The organism is Halalkalicoccus subterraneus (assembly GCF_003697815.1).
GTDB classification, from domain to species: Archaea; Halobacteriota; Halobacteria; order Halobacteriales; family Halalkalicoccaceae; genus Halalkalicoccus; species Halalkalicoccus subterraneus.
In genome coordinates this window covers 10,005-33,261 of record NZ_RDQG01000099.1, presented here as the reverse complement: position 1 = coordinate 33,261, position 23,257 = coordinate 10,005, and the positions used below count along the sequence as shown (strand labels likewise).

The window sequence follows — 23,257 nt, the reverse complement described above, 5'->3', positions numbered from 1 at the left end:
ACAATGGTTATATTAGACGAAAAATACAGATATGATATGGTTCCTGAAATGATTCCAAGAACCGCACTAAATATCCAGTGCTTGACTTGAATCTGGCTTTTCATAGTATATTCATCGGGTAGATTTTAATAATATTTTTGATTTGTCTACGCTTCGGAAAAACTCCCAGGGATTGGGGATTGGGGAGTAGGGAGTGGTTGACAGTGATGTGGTCGATATGCCATCGACAGGCTGTCGTTCGAACCACACTAAATGTTAGAACCTCATCCCTATTAATTAATTCTTATCTAAACACCTTCGAACAATATCTGACTAACCGCAGAGCGTAGGTCTATCAGCGTGGAATGGCACTCTGAATACTCCACTATCATAGCCTACTTCTGGAATATTTGCATATCTACATACCGGGGGCTCATCCATTCTGACCGGGAAATGAAGACGGCACTCAGCGCTACATACAGGACTACTATCGAGTAACACTCTCATAGAGAAATACACCACCAATCACGGTTCCGATGACTCCTGCAATGAGCAGTCGGTTTCTTCCACCACTAGCCGAAATAGCGGGGGCTTGAGTAAGAAGAAAGCCACTGACTATGATAAAGAGAATACCCATCACAGCAAGCGCGATCATCTCAATCGTGGATTGGTTCATAGTATTGAATTTCATGTATGTGGATCGGTTCTATGAGTACAGTCGATATGTTCTTCCTCGTGTACTCCCATCTGCGATTATAATGTTATAATGTTGAATCTTCGATAAATAGTTTCGGGATTTTTATGGCCATTATTGGAATCGTATTTCTCTGGGATGAAGTCTATACTATTGATCAATAAGCAGTCCTACGTAACAGGTGCTGCATAGAGGGTGTATATCTGGCAGGGTGTCTCCTCCAAGTTCTGGGTTAGTGAATCAGTCAGCACAGCAAAACGAGTTATCTTCACCAGACTCCTCAGCGAAGCATTTAACCCAATGGAATATATTGGTTCCAATATGGAAAGGATACCTTCCACAATGTCTGCTGATGCGGACATCTTTGTGAGGGTTGCTACTCAAGAAGTGAACTCAAAGCAAGATACTCCAGTGATACTATGAGCGAACTCCCTGAGAACATCCAGCGCCAGAAACGCAACGGATACCTGATGCTCGTCGGTGCCGTGTTCACGTTTGGCGTAACTGCTGCAACAGTCCAGTACTACTCGCTCTCACCAATCAGCTATCTCGGAGGACTCGTCCCGGCTGGGATTCTCGTGTTCATCGGCTATAGAGCAGTATCTGCAGCCCGTGAGCGAAAAGCGTTAGGAGATGAGCGAACCGTCGAATTGTATGGAAAAGTGGGCATCAATTCGTTCTGGGTGTTAATGAGTGTCTTGTGTATAGACATGGTATTTGAGGTCTTCCCACAGAACAGCGCCAGTACGATATACGTGTTCTGTGGACTGATTTTCTATGGGGCGTATTTTGTCTACTATCGATATATGGAGTAAGCTATGGAAAATGAATTGAAGGTCTACCGAGCAAAGCACGATTTGACCCAAGAGGACCTTGCGAAAGAGGTCGGAGTTACTCGACAGACCATTAACGCACTTGAAGCAGAGAGATACGACCCCTCTCTTGAACTTGCATTCAAGCTCGCAATATATTTTGATTGCTCAATAGAAGAACTATTTTCGTATGAGCGTGAATAAGGCGTTCTATTCGCACTGCTACGTACCAGGTGTTTCATCCATTCTAATTGGAAATTGAAGATGCACCAATCGCTACATACAGGAAGAATACCTCTTAGAGGACTCCTGTTATGCCGATAAATAAAAATACCACACCTAACCCTCGGTAAAGCCAAACAGAGGTACTGGATCTCCCAGATTGGTTGGACGATGAACGCCGAAGGAATTCAAATCCGAATCTGTGCCTACTCTTAGGAAGTAAAACGTAGGCAATACCAATGATTACAACTATGATATATCCAACCTGCCACAGAGTACTCATATGTCGTATCTAGACAGGGTTGGTATATTTTTAATGGGCATCGTGATCAGTCGCCCCGTTCAAGTTCGTGGACCACGGCGGCGGCCTGCTCCTCGATCGACCGGGTCTCGCCACCGTCGGCCCTCGCTTCGGTCGTGGCCGGCGTCTCTCGGAGTTGTGCCTCAAGCTCTGCGATCCGTTCGTCTTTCTGTGCGAGTTCGTCCGTCCGATCAAGCCTATCTGCCATTCTATATGTCCTATGCACTACTGCATTAAGATGGTAAACTCACCGTTGGTGACACTAAAGGAAAGGGCTACGCAGCCGTCGCGTTCATGCCCGATTCGTTCGGTTCACTCGCGTTCGGCCCGGACGAGCTGTTCGCCTCGCTCTCGTTGGGCTGCGGTGAGAGGTGGTGCGAGTCAAGTTCAAAGACGATGTTCGTATCACCGTCAATGTCAACCGTCTGCGTGTCGGGCGAATACCCGCCATGTCGGGTCTCGATCTCATACTGCCCTTCGGCGGCGGTCGTCGTATATGTCCCCTCGTCGTTTGTCGTCCCCTCAAAGACCTTATCGCCCCCCGTGGGGAGTCGTCCGCCATTGGCCTGGATCTGTGCGCCCTGGATTGATGCGCCCGTCTCGTCGTCCCGCACCGTCACGGAGACGTTGTGGACAGTCGGTTCCTCAACGAGGTCCAGCGTGTGGGTATTGTCCTCGCCGCCCTGGATGACGGTCGTGAAGTCCGAGAAGCCCTCGCTCACTTGGTACCCCTCAACGTCGGCACTGAGTTCGGCTTGATAGGAGTCAGCGCCCAGATCGCTCTGGTCGGGTAGGTTCTCGAAGGTCGCGACGCCGTTCTCGTTGGTCTCTTCCGACACGCTCAGTCCGTGTCCGACGAGTCCCATCGACACCTCGCCTTGCACCGGGTTGCCGTCCTGGTCGACGAGTTCGACTGTCATCGTGGTGTTCGTCTGCAGACCGGTTGGGGCTTCAGAGTCGTTCTCTTCACTCTCGTTCTCCTCCGAGTCGTCGTTCTCCTCACCATCGCCGGGCGGTGATTCGTTGCCCTCGCTATCGTTCTCTTCATCGTCACCGGGGTTTGGATCCGGGCCGGGTGCGGGCTCTTCAGTATCGCCGTCGTTGTCGTCCTCGTCAGGTGGTGCTTCGGTCTCGTTCTCTTCGTTACTGTTGTCCTCGTCGGTGTTATCCTCGCTCGACGAGTCGGTCTCGTCAGTCTGTTCTTCACTATCGGTCTGTTCGTCTTGCTCCTGCTCATCGCTAGAGGCATCACTGCCCTCCTCGGGTTGGATCTCCGTTTCGAGTGTCGTATCGGTATCGCCGTCGACCGTCACGGTCTCGGAGCTATCCTCTGCTGATAGTGAGAACTCACCATCAAGGACAGAGAAGACGACTATGCCATCATCGCCAGTCGTGAGTGTGCGCGACTCGCCCGAAGCGTCGTGGGTGGCCGTCACGTCAACACCCTCGATTGGGTCGCCATTCGCGTCAGTCACCGTCGCGGTGAGATCCCGGTGGTCTGCAGGCGTGTCCTCGTCGCTTCCAGCTGAGGTTTCGGTGTCTGAGCTACTTTCACCCGAGCTCTCAGTATCTGAGTCACGGGTCGATTCGCCACTATCGTCTCCATCGGATTGTGAGGTCGCTGCTGATGAACCGGAATCGTCCTCGTTGCTCGTGTCTGACTCGTCAGAGTTGCCAAACGGAGAGTCCGATTCGTCACGGCTATCGTTTTGTTCGTTCTCGAGATCTTCGCTTTCAGAAGGTGTTTGATCGCTTCCGGTACCATTTCCAGCGCCATCTCCCCCCATGTCGGTGCAGCCTGCTCCCAGAACCACCGCACACACGAGGAGAAGTAGTATATGTTTTCTATTTATCATACTTCCCCGATTCTGATATTTACTCTCAGAGTGTTTTGAGAAGGATACTCATCAGCCTTAACTACCACCCCTCGATATAATATTGAATAGTAGTATAGTTGTTAGATAAATTCCTATCCAAGTCTATTGAAAACGTCCGTTTTCTGAGCGCGTCGACGAAACAAACACTCCTCATGGAGGAACCCCGCTCACTAATCTCGTCAAAGGATCTCAACAGAGCCCGTCTTCGTGTCAGTGATGCGTGATCGTTAGTCGTCGGCCTGTGCGGCATATAGGTCGGCAAGGCTCGGCTCCGCGCTCGCGTCGGCCGTGTCCTCGTCGACCTGCTCGCTGGACTGTTCGTCATCCTCGTGGAACTGTTCTTCAACCGGCGCGAGGGCACTTCCGTGCAAGAAGCGGCGCATATAACGATTAAAGTCGCCGTGGTCGTCGGCGTCGTAGTTGAGCACGTAGTCCTCGAGGGGCGACGCTTCGACCTGTACGCGGTGCCAGCCGGGTTTGTCATTATCTGTAACATTGAGCACACACTCGGTGAACCCGGCCTCGTCGAGAGCAGGCGTGAGGTCCGTCTTGATCGTATCGACAAGCGCGTCGTTCGGGACGAACTCCCGGATTACCTCGCGTTTGATCCGTCCCATGTTGAAGATCTGCGTGAACGAGGTCTGATCGAGGAGTGCCTGCTTTTTGTCCGAGTTCTTGTCCTCGGAGTTGTCGGCGAGGAACTCGCTGGGATGCTGCGAGACGAGCCACATGGCTGCGTCGTAGCGCGCCCACTCGCGGAACGCCCGCTGGAGATATGACACCTGCGCGTCGTTGTGCAGGAGCATATGCGCCTCGTCGATCAAACAGAGGAGCTCGCCCTCGCTTCGGCGGACCTTCTGTGTGATTTGGGACTGCGCCAACGAGAGCATGGCTGACTGTTCGGCGTCGTTGTCGGTATCGAGTTGATCCATGTCGAGGTACGCCATCGTCACGTCGCTATCGGTGAGTCCCAGTGAGGTCTCGCCGAGGAGGTTGTGGTACTTGCCGTCCTCGCTGAACCCCGAGAGTTTATCGAGCAGTTCGGCCGCTCGCGTTTCCTTGATGTCGCTCTCTTTGGTCCCGTCACCGCTGACAGTGTACTCGCCAGGGTTCTCCCCCATATCTTCCCACGTCGCCATGAGATCGCGGACAGTCGGCGTCTCGGCGCTTTCAACGTCGCCGGGAACAACACCGTGAGCCTTGTAGGTGTGTTCAATTCCCTGCTCGATCACCGAGTGATAGTCCGAAGCGTCGACGCCTTGCCCAGTGAGAATTGTTTTGAAGAAATCGGTGGCAAGGTCAACGCCCATGCGATAGGCGTCGATGTCCTGGTTTCCTTCGGGCGGGGCCTGTATCTCGAGTGGATTGAGCTGCTGGTCGTCCTCGATCGTGAGATGCTCGCCGCCAAGTAGTTCCGTGAGTCCCGTAAAGCCGCCCTTGCGTATCGACGAGAATCAACGTTCGGTCATCTCGCTCGGCGTACCACGCGGCCGCCGCACTCGAAGCCCCGTAGGTCTTGCCCGACCGGGTCACTCCCAGCGTGACCATGTGCGGGCCCGTCAAGCTCCGATGATTCGACGAGACGCCAAGTTAGCTCCTTGAGGTGCTGGACGACCCGAGCGAGCTGACCGAACTCGCCGCGCTTGGCGTTCCGATCGCCGATAAGTGCACTGCCCGGCTGACGACCCTCATATTAGCGGTCGTGATGACTGACTCGACATTCGTGGAATCTATCGGACAGGGAATCTCTTCTGTCCACATTCCTGCCGAACTATTTAATGAATTCTCAGGTAGCACCCACTGTTTCTTGGGGCCTCGGATTTTGCCGTGGGTGATTACGAATAACCGTACTACGCTTCCTCAATCGAGATCGCACCGCCACACCGACCGCATGAATACTTCTCGGGGTGCTTCACGACTTTCGACCGACGATATCGAGGATCACGACTCTCACACTCCGCGCAGATAACCCAATACTTCGGATCAGCATACCGTTCACAATGCCGATCCGTTTCCAGCGGCTCAACCCACTGTTTGAAAGTCGACCCGTGATCAGCCTCACCGTACTCGTGATACTGCCAGGTATGAATTAGCTCGTGACGAACGACCCGGGAAAACTGCTCCCAGCCGTATGCCTCGTACGCATCCCACGAGAGACGAATCGTGATCTGCTCACCCTGGTGGTCGTAGATCGCGACGCCGGCAGAGCGCTGCATCCGCGTCGAGGTCTCCCAGTTGATCGTCTTAACAGGTAACTCTGGAAAGTGTTCGGCAGTAACTTCACTAGCGTGGGTTGCTGCTTGCTCACACAGCGCCGCTTTTGTCTCTGGATGACTCTCGCCACTCGCTTCGTTCTCATCACTCTGCGCGGACGCTGATTTGCTCTCAACCGCCGAGGCAGTCCAATCGTTATCCGTCAATTGTGCTTGTTTCATCGGCCAAATACTGACGTCACGTTTGCTCGCGAACTATCCAACCACCGGACACCGCTTCAGTCCTCGGTAGTAGCCTCCACGTTTGGATTCGGCGCTCGGAACCCGTCACGATAACAGGGCCAGCACGGAAGGTCCTCAAACGTCGGTAGGCAGTCGCAGTTCGCTGGCCGTTCGTTGCCATGCTGTTCCGGAGCGGGTGCACTGGCTGCTGAACGCTCGACAGTCGTCCCGCCGTCGGTCGCGACTTCCGGCTCCTCGCCGCTCTCGTAGTCGCTTGCAGCCTCGAGAACAGGCTCACGAATCGCGACCGCGACGCGGTGCTTGCAGGCCCCATCGTGATACGTATCAGACGGACATTCGCAGGTGACCGGAACTCCCTCCTCGACATTCACCCGGTAACTGTGTTCGTCGGCGTTCTCGTGGCTCTCGTTGCGAACGGTCACGAGACCGGGCGCTTCAAGCTCGAAGTCGAAGGCTTCGTACCGGGCGCGTTTGGCAGTCGATGCGTCGAACTCAAGTGTGTCGATCGTGTTCGTGCACATGGTCTGTCTCGTCTGAAACAGACCAGCTCGCCTGCACCAACAGGCGGGCATCCTTCTAACTCTGAAGTGCCCTAAGGAGCGGGTCTGTCTCTACCTCTTGCTACGTACCAATAGGTAATAAATCTTGTCCATTTGTTTCGAGGCAATAGGACTATACCTCTCGAATTCCATAGCCTAGCGTATGAGTTCCGACCGTGAACGCAACGAGCAGGGGAGATATGTCGAGACGGTAAGCCCCGATACCGTCCTCGAGGTTATCCAATACGCACCGGATCCGATCGTCACCGCAAAAGAAGTCGGTGAAAAGCTCGACTGCACTTCTGAAGCCGCTCGCCAGAAACTTCTCCGACTCCAGGACCAAGGTATCGTCGCCCGGCGCAAGGTCGGCGCCGGGGCGGTCGTCTGGTGGTTCGTCGACGACGACCAGTCTCCATCTCCTAGGGAATTCGACGCGGACGATTCGCTCTTTACTGACCCGGCAACGTTCTCAAGCGGTGCATCCGACGTCTCTCGAAACACCGACGAGTATCTGGCCGCTGCGATCGCTGACGACAGTGATTCCAACGAATGAGTGCTGATCCCGGTACATCACCGTTATTTGTCGATACAAGTGCTTGGTATGCGATCTTCGACGAAGACGACGCCGAGCACACGCGGGCAACTGCTGTTCGTGAGGCAATTCTCGCTGGTGACCTCCAGTACCGTCCGATCTATACAACCAGTCACGTACTTGGCGAGCTCACAACGCTGCTTCTCCGCTATAGTTACGATGTCGCTTCACGAGCACTCACCCAGATACGAAACTCGCAGAACGTGACTGTGATTCACCCTGACCGAGTGGCGTTCGAGGCTGCTGTAACGCAGTTCGACCGCTACGACGATCAAGCGATTTCGCTCGTCGATCATCTCACCGGTGTGCTTGCTGACGAGCGTGACGTCGAGCAGATCTTTGCGTTCGACAGTGACTTTCGAACACTCGAATTTACCCTTGTTCCCGACGACGTCGGCGAGGTATAACGACTGTCTGTGTAGCTGTGTGGTTCGCATCACGTCGATAGCGATCATTGTCATTTCTCCCGTACCCGCGGTCCGGTACTGGACTGCATCCCTTGTGCAACGTCATTCGCTTAGTCTGTGGGGTGTTGCACAAGGCTTCTGTAAGATTCCTCAAACGGTGAACTGGTATCTTGATGTACAACTAGAAATCAAACTACTCACTAAGAACGACGCTCCGATCGGCTCAACCGTTAGTTTATCGGTACGAGGACCGGCTTGCTTTCGAAACGGGGGTGCACACGAAAGCTTTGTTCGAGAAGGTGTGAAGAGTCGCTCATGGAACCAAAGCTCGAAACACGAAATCTCACACGGGTCGTCGAGAACGACCGACTCGTCGATGGGGTTTCAGTTACGATTCGCGACCGCGAGGTGATCGTCATCATCGGCCCATCCGGTGCAGGCAAATCGTCGTTCCTTCGTCTGCTCAACCGACTCGACGAACCGACTGCGGGAACCGTCCTGCTCGATGGCGTGGACTACCACGAAATCCCACCACGTGAGCTTCGTGTTCGTGTCGGTCTCGTCCCACAGAGCTCTGCGCTCATTCCCGGAACGGTTTTCGAGAACGCAACTCGAGGGCTCACGCTTCGAAACGAGCCGATCGACGCTGAGCGTACCACACAGATACTGACACAGCTAGGACTCGAGGGGTACGAGGATCGTACTGTCGAGGATCTGTCCGGGGGTGAAACACAGCGTGTCGCTATCGCTCGCACTTTGCTTAACGATCCCGAGGTACTGTTGCTCGACGAACCGACTGCGAGCCTCGATTCGGCCTCAGAAGCACGCGTCGAGGATCTGCTGTCCGAACTGGATCTCACGACCGTCCTCGTTACGCATGATGAGGAGCAAGCCCGGCGGATCGGTGACCGGGTGATGGAACTACGTGGCGGGCAACTGGTCCGACTTGGGACGCCCACGGAGGTCCTTTCGTGAGCACGCTTGCGCCAGTAATGGACCTCCTCAGACAATTTCAGGATCCCGTTGTTTGGACCGGGTTGACGCAGGTTTTTGTCGCGAGTCTGCTTGCGATCATTGTTGTCGGCATCTCCCGCTACCGAGATTTAGCGCTCGAACGTGAACTTGGGATCGCACTAGTCAGAGGACTGATCCAGATCGTTGCCATGGGCTCGATCGTTGGGATCTTACTGACCGTGGATCTCGTCTGGAGTGGTGTCATTCTGCTCGGCATGATGGGTGGGGCGACGTGGATCTCGAAGAATCGTGGTGAAGGGCTGCCTGGCGTCGTTCGAGTCTCGTTTCTCGCTATCGTTTTTGGTTCGGGGCTGGTGATCGTCACGATGACGCTCGCAGGGGCGATCGAGGCCAGTGTAAGAAACCTCGTTCCCGTCGGGAGTATGATCATCGCCAACGCGATGCAGATCAACTCACTCGCGCTTGATCGATTCAAAAGCGAGATCAACGCGAACCGCGAGACAATCGAGGCTGAACTTGCGCTTGGTGCCTCTCCTACAGCCGTCATCTCGCGACACGTCGAGACCGGGGTCCGGGCCTCGCTTATCCCTGTGGTCGACTCACTGAAGAGTCTCGGCTGGGTGTGGATTCCAGGAATCATGGCCGGCATGATCCTTGCTGGGGAGAACCCAATCTATGCCGCACTCTATCAGTTCGTCATCATGGCGATGATCTTCGGCGCCGGCGGATTGACCAGTATGACCAGCAGTCTCCTCATCGGGAACTACGTCTTCACCGAGGCTGACCAGCTCAAAACGATCGATGATGCAGACGAGTAGTCCCGAGACGAGCTCTACTTTCGAGGGATCCGGTACTCGATCGAGTGGGGTCCACTTCATTTCTTGCACCTGTTTGGGGTCCCGCCTTGGTTCTCATCCTGGATACTTCCATGGATAGCACTCGAGTTCGGTTATGAATTCATATTCGCCAGCGACTCGCTTCAGCTATCGACTCATCCAATACTACGTCACTACAGATCGCTAGATTGGGCTCCCTTCTCGCCTACTTGGGAGTCGACTTCCTTGCTTTTCAGGAGTCAGTACTGTCCACTCACTCATTGAGTCGATTAGCTATCGCAATCAGGGAGTCGAGATTGGCTGTCCGTCGCTGTTGTCCTTTTATCGCCACTTGGGAAGTCAGCTTGCTTGGACGCTGCTCGAGATCGACGCTTGCGCTATTGTCGCTATTCTCGGTACTGGTTTTCGACCTGCTTTTGATCTGAGAATCACTATTCTCTCCTGTGTCTTGATCTCCTATTTCTCGTTGTACTACTATGCTGCTGTCGTGTTCGGTACTGAGAGATTGGTACCCCTTCGCCCGAGAAGACAGATACCCACACTCTGCCGCTATCCATTGAATGTTCCAGATTCTATCGTCTGAGTTAGGGTTCTTTGGCTGTGCTTCGCTTGGACCCCTGCCGTCACTCAGACTATTGTGGACCCCCATTGCACTGCGCTGTAGTTGGACCCCAATTTCTCTCACCTCACTCTATTAGAATACCTCTACCTCCTCACTATGATGTAGTGTTTCGATGGTTCCCTCTTGGAACAGGATGCTCTCAGCTCCCCCTGCCTTCCCTTTGATACTGGACACGCCATCTCTCTGTGAGGTCCCAGCACTGCTGGAGACTGGGTCTCTCTGGAGGTAGTTTTAGAATTCTTGTTTTCTATAGGTGTTTCTCTGTTCAACGCTGTTTACTCATCGGCAGGAATGATTATTGTGAGTGTCTCGTCACGGTGGGACTCCCCTTTGTCTGAGCTTAGTCTGACTCCCAGCTTTGCTGTCTCGAGGTGGACTCCCAGTGGTGTGTTTCGCTGGTTCATCTCTCTTTTTTGAGGGTCTGTTGGCTCGCTTGTGCACCAGCCCCTGGGGGTATCCTCCTTCTCGACCTACTGGGTACCTTTCCCTACTCTTAGCTAACGCGCCGCTTTACTGGCCGAGAAACACCGAGAAATATTCAAAGAAATATCCCTACGAGACTCTTCTCGAAGAAGAGTTCTTCGAGAATATTCTTGGAGAAGATATATCTGTCCGGCTCTAGTAGGGTTTGATATGAGCACTGCCACTGACTCGCTTGACTGGAAATCAATCGAGATCCTTCGCGCGCTTGCCGACGCTGAGACAGCGCTCACTACAACAGAGGTCCGGGAGGCAACTGACCTTGGTGAGAACCGGATCATTCTGTATCGGATTTCTGAGTATTTGGAGCCGCAGGGACTCGTCACAACCCATCAACCCGAGGCCACGGGGACGGTCGTTCCTGCTAAGGAGATCTCGCTCACAGAGTCTGGACAAGAGCTCACGACTGATCTCGAGACAACAGACGAGACTGGGCTGACGCTCTCCGATCTCCCAGAAAAAGTACACCAGCTCTCGGAGCGAGTCGACCAGACCCAGACGGAAATTGATCGACTTCAGTCACAGGACCAGTCTGCCGATGAAGCCACTCTCGAAGAGCTGAGTGAACAGGTCGAAGACCAACAGGAACAGTTAGCCCAACTCGCCCAGACCGTCGCCACTATCGATGCGGAACCACATGGAGCGTGGAATGAAGACCAGCAAGAAGAGTTCCATCGACTTCAACTCGGGATGTATGCACTGCGGGACTACCTCTTCGACGAAACGGATCTCGATCCAGAGCGTCTTGACGAGTATCTCGATGATGTGACGAGCAGTAGAGAGTGATGAAGTACCGAAGTTAACGGCCTGACCAGGCAAAGCTCACTCCATCGTCTTCGTCCTCCTCCTCCGATGATTCCTGCTGCGCTGGTGTACGGGCTTGCTCGTCAGCATTCTTCGTCTCCACTCCCGGATCGGCAGGATCGTCTGTTGGTTCGTTGATGTCTGTCTTCTCTTTCGTGTCCCAGGCGGTATTTTCGGGTAGCAGCGGTCGGATTTCGCCCTGTTCACAGATCATCGGTTCAGTGTATTCTTCCGTGTCGTCGTCGGGGAACACGACGAACAGGAAGTCCTCCGGCGTCGGTATCCGGTCGAATTCGGTTTCCGGAATGAACGGCGCTCGAACCACCATCCAGTCATCTTCCAACTCCTCCCGTGAGCCATACACTAACTTCTCACCGCTGGCTCGGACCGTATACTCTTGTTCAGAGGCATCGTACACGGAGTAGGCTGGGACGTCCGATTTCGATGGATTCGCCGCCGCCTCACGGCTCTCAAAACGAGCGTGCTCAGTACCGTCTTCATCACTCATCACAACCTCTTGGCCCTCCTCACGCCAGACGAGATTCGCCTCACTTCGTGGACGTAGCGCATACATGTCCGGCGCGACAGCGAGCGTCTCGACCTTGTTGTAGAACGTCCGATTGTCGTTCTGGTCAACGTCAGCAGCGAACGTCATCTGATCGTAGTTGATTGTCCGATTCGCCCCTCGGCCGGTGGTGTCGTAGATGATCCCCTCACCACGCCGCGGCCAGTAGTCAAATCGGTCGTGGTTAGCTGTCCCGTCCTTACACGCAAAGACGCACAGTTTGTGCTCGTCGATTGCTTTTCGGAGGTTCGTCAGCGTCTGCATCGGCTTTTCTAGTGTTGAGGTTTCAGCCTCGATACTGATGTTCAACCCGTCGGTAAGCTCGTAGAGGTGTGGATACTTGTCTCGTAACTGTTCCTCTCGCTGGTGCATTTCCCGTGGATTCTGAGCATTCATCGGATCGATCGGGAGATCGGCGATTCCATCTGGATCCTCGTCTCCTTCTTGGGTCGGGAGTTCGACGAACATCCCGAGCTTCGTGAACGCGCGATACGCTTCAGTGAGTACCCACCGGTGTTCGTCGCCACCACCGCTTGCACTGCTGCCGGTATCCTGTGCTAGTCCTGCATATTCGAGGCCCTCTGGTGTGACCCGCATCACGGACGTTCCGTCTCGGCGCTGGCGTTGGAGATACTCGTCAGGGGCTTGTTCGATGACGTTCGAGACTTCCGAAGAGAAGCCAAGCTCACCGGCTCGGCGTCGCCATTCGTCTTTTACTGCCTCGCTCTTGACGTATTCACCGATCGCATCTCGTTTGATCTGCACTGTATAGGCCGCTTCGTACAGTGCTTGTTCGGCCGGATCGCTTGTGACGTCGACTTGTTCGTCGCTACCGTCACTGGCACCTGCTTCAGCATCTCCGGCTGAAATCGCTCCACCGGCATCGAAGTGCATCTCGTCGAGAATCTCCTCGCCACTCTGGACTGGCGAGCCGTAGTTCTCGAGCGAGGTAACGATTAGCTCGTATGCTTCTTCGATGGTATGGCATGGTGGATACGGTGGGATGAGTTTCGCTAGGAACGGATCATCCTCACTGTTGAGTTGCGTCTGTGCATGGTAATCGGGTGTTCGCTGCAAATCCTCAGTATCCATTCCACCGAATCGGTTTGCGATCTCACGCGCCTCTTCGGGATGGTTCGGCGTGAGCGAGAGGATCGTGTTGCAATTGGATATAATTGCATCTGCTGCATCGTCCGGGAGCGACCTGAGGACCTGCGTCGAGAGCATCAACCCGAGTTTCTTCGAGCGGGCTTCCATCAGCATCGTCTCGATCTCGTCGCCATCAGTGAGGACCGAGTGGCACTCGTCGATTGCGAGGAAAAAGGGCGCATACTCGCTCCCAACGTCGTCCATGCCTGCCAGTTCCATCATCTGCTGTTCAGAGGGATCCTTACGGGACGTGACCGCCGTCCAGATACCACTGACGACGGCGTTGGCAGTCATGATCTTCGCTTCCTTCGGCAGGTCGTTGTTGACGATCAGGATCTTCTGCTCGTTAACGATCTGACCCAGCGTGACCTCGGCGCCACGCATGGCGATGATCTTCCGCGTGATCGGGTTCTCGACCCAGTCTTTGAGTCGCCCAAGCAATGGATCGAGTTCATCGTCGCTGAGTTCCTCGGCAATTCGGCGGGTGAATCCCTCGAGAAACATGATGTCATCGTCGTCAATCGAATCGCCGATTAGGTCTGCGTACTGCTTTCGATTTTCCTCTTCGAGCAAGGCGTAGTAGATCTCGATGATCGTGAATTCTTCCTCGTGGCGGGCCATCCCCCGGATCATATTTTTCGCGATCCGGTCCATCCGTGGTCCCCAGTATTCGCCAGCCGCGAGCAACTCGATTAGGTCGGCGACGATCCACTCAATTTCCTCGTCGAAGCCAGGTTCACCGGGCTCGTGGTACGTATCGAGGATGTTGAAGCCGATCTGGTAGGGAACTTTCTCGCCCGTCTCCTCATCTTCCAGTGAGTAATAGTCCGCACCGAGATCGACGTAGACCACGTCGTCCCAGCGCCACTTCGGAACCCGTCGTAAGAGGTCATAGATGTCGTCACCCTTCGGATCAACAATCGCGACACCATGCCCGCCCATCATGAGTTGGGTGACGCTGTTGTAGATAGCAGTCGTCTTCCCCGTCCCCGTTGAGCCAAGGTAAGCGATATGCCGAAAGGCTCGGGAGAACTCAACACCGAATTCTCGACCGGTACGCTCGGAACACCCGACCCAAATAGGCTGGTCAGGTGCTTCAGCGGCGTTTTCGATCATCGCCCGTGGCCACTCACCCGCGTAGGTTTCAACGTCACCTGAGACAGTATCGAGTCGTTCGATCCACCACTCCTTGCCGTTGATCCGTTTTGGCTGGGTCGGATCGTACTCTCCTTCGATTGTTGCGGAGGTCGTCTCACTGCTGTCGGTTCCCTCAGATTCGTTTTCGTCGTCGCTGCCGAATGGGTTGAATAGTGCCATTAGTCATCTCCCTCCGTCGCATCCGAGTGGTCGCTCGTAGCTGCTTGCTCGCCTGCTCGGCGTTCGTATTTTCGTTCTTTGGCTGCTCTGTACTCAGCTTCGCTTGGTGGGGCCTGGTCGATTGCATAGGGCCACTCCTCAGAATCGCTCGCTGCTGATCGATCTGCTGGCTCCCAGTTTAGTGAAGGGTCTAGCCAGTCGCTGAATCGAACCGAATCGTCTGCAGTATCTGTTCCGTTGTCGGTGGATGAATCGGATGGGGTCATTAGTGTGCTGCCTCCGTACTATCTGATTGCGTCTGGTCTGGCTGTTCGTCAACCGCCTGCGTTTCTTGCTCTTCGTCTTCAGCCTCACTGACCTCTTCTTCGGTTAGCTGGGACTGCTCGATCGCATAGCTCCACTCGCTGGGATCTCGCTTCACTGACCGATCCGGCGCATCCCAGTCAATTGCGGGCTGTTGCCAGTCGCTGAAGCGCGGTGAGTCCGCTGGGACGTCCCCGGCGTTTGAGGTACGCGTCCAGCTTACGTTCTGAGTGTTAATCGAATCATTCGGGACGTGAACCACGCCTGCTGCCGTTCGAACACCCATCGTCATTCCATGGTCGACGTACTCGCGGCGCATCGCCAACTGCACAAGTTCCAAGAGGTCCTCACCGCTCATCGGGACGCAATCAAAGCCCTGCTGAGTATCCGAATCGTAGTACCCCTCGAACATATCGGCCGTCTCGTCGACTCGACTGATCGCCGTCTCTGGATCCTGACCGACCGCGACAATCCGAATGTCTACCTCGTAGCCCTTCTGTCCAGCCTGCCGTCGGACGGCGTCAGCGGCCGCTGTCGTCTTCTTGTTCGTCCCGCGCTTCTGCGTACGGGCTTCCATGAGGTCGATACCCTCCTTTGAGACCATCTCACGAACGATGTCCTTCGTATCGGCTGGCTGGACGTTCTCTTCGAGATCGTCGGCGACGTCGTGAATCGAGGGCTCTAGGACACCACCCTTGTACCAGTCGCTGGGTGCTGGCCGGAAGATCACCTGCGTCGCGACGTTCGTGACTGTCTCGGCCTCGCGCTCGCCGACCATTTCGCTGGTAATCGAGCCGTAGGGATCGTTCTCGAAGCCCTCAACGTCGATATGCTTGATTGGATAGTAACGCTCCTTCTTGCCCTGCAGCTTCAACTCGAGGCGAGCGGCAGCCAGATGCCAGTCTTCACGGAAGGGGAGGAGCTCGGGCTCGGGCAGCTCATCGATCTCGATGTGGCTGTCGGGGTAGAATGTTTCCAGCTGTCGAGCCAACCGATTCTGATACTTCTCGCCGCCCATCACCCATTGGAAGCCGATCTGTTCGTTGATGTTGCGGATTTCGAAAGCGTGGGCTGGGCGCGAGCCCGTGCTGGTCCCAGTCCGCATTGGATGAACCGACGTCAGCAGGTCGACCGCCTTCGGAATTCCACCGCCCTCCTTGTGTGGGAGGACGTGAACTGCGCGACGTTCGGCGCGGGCCTCTTCGAGTTCGTCGATCACGTCGTCGGTCAGCTGCAACGTATCGTAGGCATCCGAGCCGCCGTCGCGAAGGGCTGGGATCTTCCGGGCGACCGAGCGGCGGATATCATCACGGACCAACGCCGAGACGATTCGCCCCATCAGTCGTCCCCCGTAGCGCTATTGGTGTGCTGCGAACCTTCGTTCTGCTTTACGGCGTCTCCAATTGAGTTCGTACCTGTCGCCGTGATCTCTGTGTCGGTGACAACCTCGCTGTCCGTCGTCGGAGCGAAGCGCCACTCACAGATGTCGTCGTACTCGAGGAGATACGAGTAGAAATCCTCGCCGTGCTCGGAGGGATCGAACTCCGTCACGACGGCTTCGCGGGGATTTTCCTCGAAGTCCATCTTCACCTTCAGCGGGTACGTGCCCTTGTCCGAAACCCGGAGTAATGCCGTCGAATATCCGAGTTCACGATTGCCCGGCTCCGCATTTCGAATGAATCTGGCCTCATCCGAGGTAAGTCCGATCTCTTCAGCCCACTCGTCGCTCATATCCTCCTGGTGGAAGATCTGCGTGGGCATATTCTCGAAGAGGACTTGGGCGTTGTCGGTGAGGTGGGTGTTACCGTCGGCGTCCTCCCCGAAGAAGTCCTTGAACGATTGGGTCGCGACGCCGAGTGAGAGATCCCAGTGACGTCCATGACGGAACTTCTGGTTCAACGATTTCTGGGCGAGCGAGTCCCGCAGCATGTAGTGGAACTCATCCATGAAGATCACCGATGGGATGTCGATCGTCTTGACCATCTCGTAGAAGAGGTCGTAGACGACCTGCATCGTCAGCCCGATCGAGGTAGAGGCCTCCTGTTGCTGCATATCGACGTAGAAGAACGTCGAATCCTCAAGGTCGATATCAGTCTGCTTGGTGAAGTGCTCGTATTCACCACCAGGCAGGAACGGCTGGATGTCGTTGTTGATGATGTCGACCGCTGTTGTTTCCCGTTCCTCGACTTTCCGCTCGGAGGGATCCTGACCGGGCTTCGAGCGAACCCACTCCTCAGGCTCGTTGGTCATCTCGTCAATGATCTCAATCGCGTCCATCGGCGTCGGACAGTCGCCCGAATAGCCCTGTTCGCGGCGAAATTCGGCCGAATGGGTCTGTGGATCGTCTTCGATTCCGTAGCGTTCGGCAGCTTCTCGAATCGCCATGCGCCAGATCCCTTTCTTCTCGGCGAAGTCTAACCCCTCGTCAGCGTAGTACATCTCGACGAAGTCCATACAGCCCTCCAACCAGTGCTTGTACGGCGCTCCTTTGCCGATCGTCGCCAATTTCTCCTCGGGTGTCGCCTCGATATGGAACGGGTTGATGCCTGTATCTCCGCCGACAACAAGGCGCTCGCCGTCGTGGATGGTCGCGAGGTTGGCGTACTCCTGCAGCGGGTCGATGATGATCGTCATCAGGTCGTCGCGATAGACCGTGTTCAGTCGGCCGAGGATCTCCGTTGCAGTCGTGGTTTTCCCACCGCCCTTTTTCGTGAAGATACCGAAGTCAAAGCCGGTCTTGCGGTTCCAGAGGTCGAGGTACAGCGGCTCGTTCGTGTGCATGTTGATCCCGAACTCGACGCCGTTCGGTTCGTGGAGATTCCGGGAAGTCCAGGGGAACTCACGGGCTACACCGTCGGCGAACATCATGATCGGTTCCTCGAGCTTATCATCACACGCGGGCGCGACTGACTGCCAACCCTCGAAGTGGTGGGCTGTCTCTTGGCGTGCTTCGGCGCCCTCGTCGTTCATCATCGAGTTGATGTGGTCGATGGTGCGACCGAGCGCTTCCGGGTCGTCACTCCGGAGTTCGATGTGGGTGTTCGTCTCGAAGAGGTCGTACTCAGAGTCTTGGTTCGCCTCGACCATCTCTTGGGCTTCGTCGTGCTGTTTCCGATAGGTCTGGAGGAACATCGGGAGACGCGAGTCCTCGGCTTTCTCTTTTTTGTCCTTCAGCTGATCCTCAGTGTCCGAAAGTTCGATTTCAGCGCGTTGCTGGTCGATCGGGTTGATATGAGTCGCAACGTTGACCGCGACACCGGGTTCGTGTTCTCGAAGGATCGGCTCCAGAATGCCCATCTTGGGGACGGCCGGCCACTCGCGAATGGAGAGCGTCTTGCTGTAGACGGCGTTGTCGATCGTGATCCAGTTCTCGTTGCCTCGGTAGATGCCATCCTTTGGCCCGACGACCGTCTGGTAGTGATCGATCAGCTGCTCTTTGGTTAAGATGACGTCGGCGACGGGGTCGTCGTTGATCTTCGCGACTCGATCAACAAAGGAGCTCGCGGTGCTCTTCGCCGTATTGACGATGCCCTTGTCACTGGGCTCATCGGATTGATCACTGCGAGTGGGGACAGTATGGCGATTGTCGTCGTCCCCCTGACCGACCATTCGAGATGTTTCGCCCGGTGTTTGAGGTTCAACAGCGCCGTTGGACTCGCCGATCGGGCCATTGGGAAGGTCGCGTAGATGGTCGTGATCGACGCCGTACATCGCCGTTCCTTCACTGGAGGTCGGCTTCGGCGAGAGCCGGATGACATCGCCGAAGTCAGCGTTGGCATACGCATTGGCCGCCTGATAGTGATCGGCGAAGACCTGCGAGAGCTCCGTCGAGGAGAGAATTCGCGTGCTGATGTCCTCGATCGTCCGGAGGTCCGACTCAAGCGTCTCGAGTTTGTTCTCAAGACGTTCAACCATTACTTGAGTGTGATCGCCTTCCTGGCGAAGATCACGGAGCTCCTTGTGTTTCCAGAGGCGGCCCAATAGCGGAACGTTCGCCATTCCGCCGCCTGCCTCAACGTTGTCTTCGGTTACAACATCGGCTGGTTCGATCTTGATCGTGACGTAGTAATTGCGCTTGAGCGTCGTTACATCGTACAGATCGATCACATCTTGGCGCTCATCAGCGAGGTCAGCCCCAACTAGGAGGCCAAGGTCTTCACGATCGATCTCACCATTGCGTGCTTTCCGGTAGGCCGTATCAATATCTCCGTGCTTCGCTGCGAGTTCATCCAGTAGGTCCTGCTCGCGATCGTCGTAGGTACCCAGCCGATCACCGTAATCGACGGCGCGCATCTTTGAGGTGAACTGTGTCCGAGCGGTGACCGACGAGTCGATGACGTTCGCAAGACGCTCGACACGACGTGTCCAGTGGCCTTCGTCGGCCACGGCCATCGCTGCTGGGCGGATCTTAATCGCGCCAATCACACCGCCGTCAGCTGTCTCAATCGCCGGCGAATTGTGGAACGGACGGGAGACTTGCACGGCGTCCTGCGAGCGTTCCTCCTCGTCGATGCCGATTCCCCGGACGTTCCGAACAATCGGAAGTCGAACGATTCGACCGGGAAGTGTGTCGTTAGTGGGCTGTTCTTTCGTACTGCCGTCTCGTGCACTCAGCATGGTGTGTTGTCGGGTATAATGGGTAATGCGTCGCCGCAGGTGTTCATGAACCGAGAGATGATTCGGCGTGTGAAACGAGGCGATGATCGAACCGACGAACATGCAGACTGCAAGTCCGTAGATCGGACTTCGGTAACCCGGTGGAACGTACATATCCGCGGCAAACCACGTCATCGCGGCTGTACCACCGCCAGCGTAGATCGCGACTTTCGAAACGCCGGCGATCCGCTGGCCGGTTAATCGGTTCGGGAGGACTTTGCGTCTGTCCGCTGCGCGTTGTTGATCAGTTCCTGTGCTCATGGTGAATTAGAGCTATTGCTGCGAAGGCGACGATAGCGCTCGCGCCGTCGAGCGTCGATACTACCAGTGTCTCGTTGACTGCGAGGCGGCCTCGATCGTCGAGAGGAGGTTGATCGAGAGTGAGACTGTGAGTAGCTCGTCAACCGGGATTGAGTAGATGAGCCGCCATCAGTCGCCGCAACGTCCTGTCGTCGCTGACGGTTGCTATTGGTGGTTCGATCACGAGTGAATCGCGAGACGGGATTGATGTAACCCCCACCGCGTTTCAATCGGGAGGCATCCCCGCGCGACGGTAGGACTTGCCGGGCCGTATTCATGCCCGCCGACAGCACCGAGCCCTTGGTGATGATCGCGACTAACGAACCGCCAAGGAACGACGTCTGGATCGTCAGTGGGAGCACGACTGCGAGGATGATCACGCCGATCGTCACTGCCATGTTCGCGAGTGAACCCGCAGCACCCATCCCGAAATCGAAGCCGACGTGATAGCCAATCGAGAGCAGGAGTGCTGTCGGCCAGTTCATTACCAGTAGGCCGATATACTGCCAGAACAGTACCGAGAACGCTGATTTCGATGTTCGAGGTCCGAAGTACATCCCGACAAGGATAATCGGGAGGACCGTTGGCATGAGAAACAAAATTGCATGGCGGATCCCGTGGATCAGCGCCAACATCAGCCCGACGTTCCAACTCGCGAGATAGACGCCGAGGCTAACTGCCAGTGGTCCGGCGTTCAGCTTGATGTGCTCCTCGGAGAAGGGATTGTTCGGGTCGCCACTCGGGAGAATTTCCTCGCCTTGTGGGAGGAACCACATCGTTACGGCATCCGAGACGTGATGGAGCAACGATGCAACGTTCCAACTGAGCATCACCAACGCCCCGGCACCGAACATTGCCAAGAGGACTGACCAGACACGCTGGCCGGTCATCGGCGAAAACGGCACGACAAAGAGGGTGAAGAAGATGAATCCGATGATCATGAACTGAAACGCCGGGGGCAAGATCATCTGCATATAGACCTCCTCGTAGAGGTCGCTGTACGTCTCGCCAACGGGCTGACCGAGAATCCCTTGCCACCCGTCGTTTTCGGGCGTGGGCGTGCCGAGCATCTCGTTAATCACCTCATCAACAAGGTAGACGGTCGCTCCGCGGAGTTGACCGCGGAGCCACTCGGCGAGATCCTCGGCGTTCTCTTCGGGTGAGAGGCTTGGCCCAATACTACCGGTCCCACCACCGCCACCGATCTGCGGTGTGCCGCCGTCGGTTCCGTTGGTAGTGTTGGTCGCGTTGGCCTCGGATTCGTTGTTGATCTCCTCGAGATCGACGTCGTCTTCGTCGATGTCGATCGGCAGCTCTTCCAGATCCTCTGGAGTGACATTCGACTCGTCGTTATTCCCGTTGGAAGCTGTGCTATCACTCTCGTTGGTATCGGTTAGATCACCTGAGTCTGTCTGAAGAACGACCCCATCTGTATCCAGTGTGTCTGTAGTCGCTGAAGCAGCAGCAACAGGGCCAGCTATCGAGGTCATGGCAAGGCCCATGACGAGTACGATTATGACCAGCCGACGCGAGTTCAGTGGTATATTCATAGACGATCGGGTTCGGTGGCGAATCGCGAGAGTCCAGAGAGGACGGTTAGTTGAGAACGGTCGAGCAGCTCTGGCCGCCGGCGCCGGCGATCTCGAAGGTCATCCCAAAGAACTGGGTGCCGACGACAAAGGCAATCGCTGCCCCGAACGAGAGTAAGATCATCCCGAGCCCGATCGCACTCTGCCCGGCAAAGATGGGTGTCAGCGCCCACATAGCGACGCCAATCAGGAAGGCGAGAAACAACAGCATCGTCCCGTAGTTAATCAGCATTGTCTCAATCGAGATCAACAGCTGTCCGGCGGGATCATCGCAGAACTCCTGGGCTGCAGCGGGTGTGCTCGCGATGATTACGAGGAGGCCGATGGCGCTTCCTGCCGCGAGATACGCTGTTGGAACTCGCGTCGAACCCTGCAGTAACCTCGCTATGCGTGTGATGAGTGACTGTAGCGGTCTGTGACTATCTGTCGTCTCGCCTTCGGGAGGGGTATTGTCTGTCGATGACATGGAATTTCGAAATTGGCTGTGAGTCGTGTGGAAGTACTTTGGTCAGTGATTGCTATTCGTTGTTGATTTTGCTTATACTAGTATTAGTTTTCTATAAGTCTAGTACAATAGTCAGCGGTGATAAATCTTTGCTAAGACTAATAGGGATACGAGCGAATGGCTCTGCAGAGCTCTAGTATCGAACCGTTACTCACTCTCAATACAATGGAATCCAAATATCAACCACACATCGACGACGAGACAGAGATTCTCCTCCCGGATGGTGGCCAAGCGGACGCTTCCGATGAGGACGAAATGAAATCTATCCTAATCGAAGTCCCGCTCGAACAGTACGAAGAGCTCTCAGAAACGAAAGAGACGAACGGGTTTACGTGGCGCGGGATGTTGCTACACGCTCAGCGCTGTCTTCGGCGGGAACAGGAATCGGATTGATAACTCGCGATCGATTCAGTTTGCAGTCTCGTTTCTCAGCTCTGTTTGACCCAAGATTAATATTAGAGTATTATTAGAACTAGGATAGCAATGGGATTTCTGAGTTCAACGAATGCTGGTGCCGCGAAAGTGATCGGGCTTGGAACGGTCGGCCTCGCTATCTTACTTGTCGGTCAGTGGGGGATCCTTGCAGCTCTGTTCTTGGCCACCGCTGGTGGCGTTCTCTTTTTGGGTGCCGGTGATGAGTTGCCTCGATTCAGCATTCGCAATTTTGGCTTGTTCGTGTTCTACTGGCTATTCCTCCTCTTAGGAATCGGCGTTGGGATCGACTAGCGGAGGATAGAGCGGAATTCGATAACAGACTACCGATAACTCGACAAACGATGATCTCACGACGACAGTTGGCCAAACTTCTCGGGAGTATGGGAGCTCTGGTCTCCCTCTCTGGCTGTATTGGAACCCGCTGGTGGGAAGACGATGATGACGAAAAACGTCCCACTGGCGGTACTAATACCGGGTCGCAGGAGAACGCGACTCCTGAAGGAACTACTAATACGGACAACACGAGCGAGCGTGATACCGAGCAAAATACTACTGAGACCGATAGCGAAAACCAGACAGACCGCCAGCAGCATCCCGACGAGAACGCTACCCAGATCAATCGTGACGAGTACGACGAGAACTACAGCGAGTACGAGACTACTGCTCGCGATCCGAGTGCTGTTGAAATAACGGCCGATGCACAGCAGGCGTCTGATGGCTCGCTGCTCATCTCTGGTATGGTGACGAACGTCAGCGACCAAACCATCGACGTCGTTGATATCGAGCTCGTCTTCTACGGGACAAATGACGAGTATCTCAGTGCCACGCTTGTCACTGTCCGC

Annotated in this window: 19 protein-coding genes; 9 read left to right on the top strand and 10 right to left on the bottom strand. The window is 55.2% G+C overall.

All coding sequences use genetic code 11. From position 1 onward, the window contains the following. Positions 1-1,092 precede the first annotated feature (1,092 nt). Together EAO80_RS19200 and EAO80_RS19195 are read left to right on the top strand one after the other, a co-directional pair. Positions 1,093-1,488 carry a hypothetical protein gene (locus EAO80_RS19200; protein WP_122091416.1) on the top strand — a complete coding sequence of 132 codons (396 nt, stop codon included), beginning with the start codon at positions 1,093-1,095 and terminating at the stop codon, positions 1,486-1,488. Between the two features lie 3 nt (positions 1,489-1,491). Then, positions 1,492-1,689 (top strand): helix-turn-helix transcriptional regulator, encoded by a 198-nt coding sequence (locus EAO80_RS19195; protein WP_122091415.1) that lies wholly within the window; start codon positions 1,492-1,494, stop codon positions 1,687-1,689. A 347-nt stretch (positions 1,690-2,036) separates the two neighbouring features. On the opposite strand, the gene EAO80_RS19185 is transcribed toward EAO80_RS19195, so the two are convergent. The 5 genes from EAO80_RS19185 to EAO80_RS19165 form a co-directional block, all read right to left on the bottom strand. Then, on the bottom strand, positions 2,037-2,216 hold the full coding sequence (locus tag EAO80_RS19185; RefSeq protein ID WP_122091413.1) for a hypothetical protein: 180 nt from the start codon (positions 2,214-2,216) through the stop codon (positions 2,037-2,039). A gap of 67 nt (positions 2,217-2,283) precedes the next feature. Beyond that, positions 2,284-3,483, bottom strand: a complete 1,200-nt coding sequence (locus tag EAO80_RS19180) for a carboxypeptidase-like regulatory domain-containing protein (RefSeq protein WP_162994096.1) — start codon at positions 3,481-3,483, stop codon at positions 2,284-2,286. 629 nt (positions 3,484-4,112) lie between these two features. Beyond that, positions 4,113-5,195: a hypothetical protein gene (locus EAO80_RS19175; RefSeq protein ID WP_245998748.1), complete on the bottom strand. Its 1,083-nt coding sequence runs from the start codon at positions 5,193-5,195 to the stop codon at positions 4,113-4,115. Between the two features lie 540 nt (positions 5,196-5,735). Further along, the gene (locus EAO80_RS19170) at positions 5,736-6,320 is read right to left on the bottom strand and encodes a SprT family zinc-dependent metalloprotease (protein WP_122091411.1); all 585 of its coding nucleotides are present in this window, start codon (positions 6,318-6,320) and stop codon (positions 5,736-5,738) included. 56 nt (positions 6,321-6,376) lie between these two features. Next, positions 6,377-6,862: an SWIM zinc finger family protein gene (locus tag EAO80_RS19165; protein WP_245998747.1), complete on the bottom strand. Its 486-nt coding sequence runs from the start codon at positions 6,860-6,862 to the stop codon at positions 6,377-6,379. A gap of 181 nt (positions 6,863-7,043) precedes the next feature. On the opposite strand from EAO80_RS19165, the gene EAO80_RS19160 reads away from it, so the two are divergent. From EAO80_RS19160 to EAO80_RS19140, 5 genes are all read left to right on the top strand, one after another. After that, positions 7,044-7,433 carry a helix-turn-helix domain-containing protein gene (locus EAO80_RS19160; RefSeq protein WP_122091410.1) on the top strand — a complete coding sequence of 130 codons (390 nt, stop codon included), beginning with the start codon at positions 7,044-7,046 and terminating at the stop codon, positions 7,431-7,433. Continuing rightward, complete coding sequence (locus EAO80_RS19155) at positions 7,430-7,879, top strand: type II toxin-antitoxin system VapC family toxin (RefSeq protein WP_122091409.1); 450 nt, start codon at positions 7,430-7,432, stop codon at positions 7,877-7,879. Before EAO80_RS19160 ends, EAO80_RS19155 begins: the two co-directional genes overlap by 4 nt. 315 nt (positions 7,880-8,194) lie before the next feature. Further along, positions 8,195-8,854 (top strand): ABC transporter ATP-binding protein, encoded by a 660-nt coding sequence (locus tag EAO80_RS19150; RefSeq protein WP_122091408.1) that lies wholly within the window; start codon positions 8,195-8,197, stop codon positions 8,852-8,854. Further along, entirely contained in the window at positions 8,851-9,672 is an 822-nt protein-coding gene (locus EAO80_RS19145) for an ABC transporter permease (RefSeq protein ID WP_245998745.1), read from the top strand. The genes EAO80_RS19150 and EAO80_RS19145 overlap by 4 nt, the downstream gene beginning before the upstream one ends. A gap of 1,273 nt (positions 9,673-10,945) precedes the next feature. Then, positions 10,946-11,578, top strand: coding sequence for a hypothetical protein (locus EAO80_RS19140; RefSeq protein WP_122091406.1), 633 nt, complete (start codon positions 10,946-10,948; stop codon positions 11,576-11,578). Positions 11,579-11,591: 13 nt separating this feature from the next. On the opposite strand, the gene EAO80_RS19135 is transcribed toward EAO80_RS19140, so the two are convergent. From EAO80_RS19135 to EAO80_RS19115, 5 genes are all read right to left on the bottom strand, one after another. Beyond that, on the bottom strand, positions 11,592-14,627 hold the full coding sequence (locus tag EAO80_RS19135; protein WP_122091405.1) for a type IV secretory system conjugative DNA transfer family protein: 3,036 nt from the start codon (positions 14,625-14,627) through the stop codon (positions 11,592-11,594). 265 nt (positions 14,628-14,892) lie between these two features. Beyond that, the gene (locus EAO80_RS19130) at positions 14,893-16,269 is read right to left on the bottom strand and encodes a hypothetical protein (protein WP_122091404.1); all 1,377 of its coding nucleotides are present in this window, start codon (positions 16,267-16,269) and stop codon (positions 14,893-14,895) included. Further along, positions 16,269-19,847, bottom strand: a complete 3,579-nt coding sequence (locus tag EAO80_RS19125) for a VirB4 family type IV secretion system protein (RefSeq protein ID WP_245998744.1) — start codon at positions 19,845-19,847, stop codon at positions 16,269-16,271. Before EAO80_RS19125 ends, EAO80_RS19130 begins: the two co-directional genes overlap by 1 nt. Continuing rightward, complete coding sequence (locus EAO80_RS19120) at positions 19,844-21,376, bottom strand: hypothetical protein (protein ID WP_245998743.1); 1,533 nt, start codon at positions 21,374-21,376, stop codon at positions 19,844-19,846. The genes EAO80_RS19125 and EAO80_RS19120 overlap by 4 nt, the downstream gene beginning before the upstream one ends. Positions 21,377-21,482: 106 nt before the next feature. Beyond that, on the bottom strand, positions 21,483-21,941 hold the full coding sequence (locus EAO80_RS19115) for a hypothetical protein (RefSeq protein WP_245998742.1): 459 nt from the start codon (positions 21,939-21,941) through the stop codon (positions 21,483-21,485). A gap of 522 nt (positions 21,942-22,463) precedes the next feature. Between EAO80_RS19115 and EAO80_RS19105 the strand changes: the two genes are divergently transcribed. After that, complete coding sequence (locus EAO80_RS19105) at positions 22,464-22,706, top strand: hypothetical protein (protein ID WP_122091401.1); 243 nt, start codon at positions 22,464-22,466, stop codon at positions 22,704-22,706. A gap of 68 nt (positions 22,707-22,774) precedes the next feature. Beyond that, on the top strand, positions 22,775-23,257 hold a 483-nt coding region (locus tag EAO80_RS20140), incomplete at its 3' end, for an FxLYD domain-containing protein (protein ID WP_245998741.1).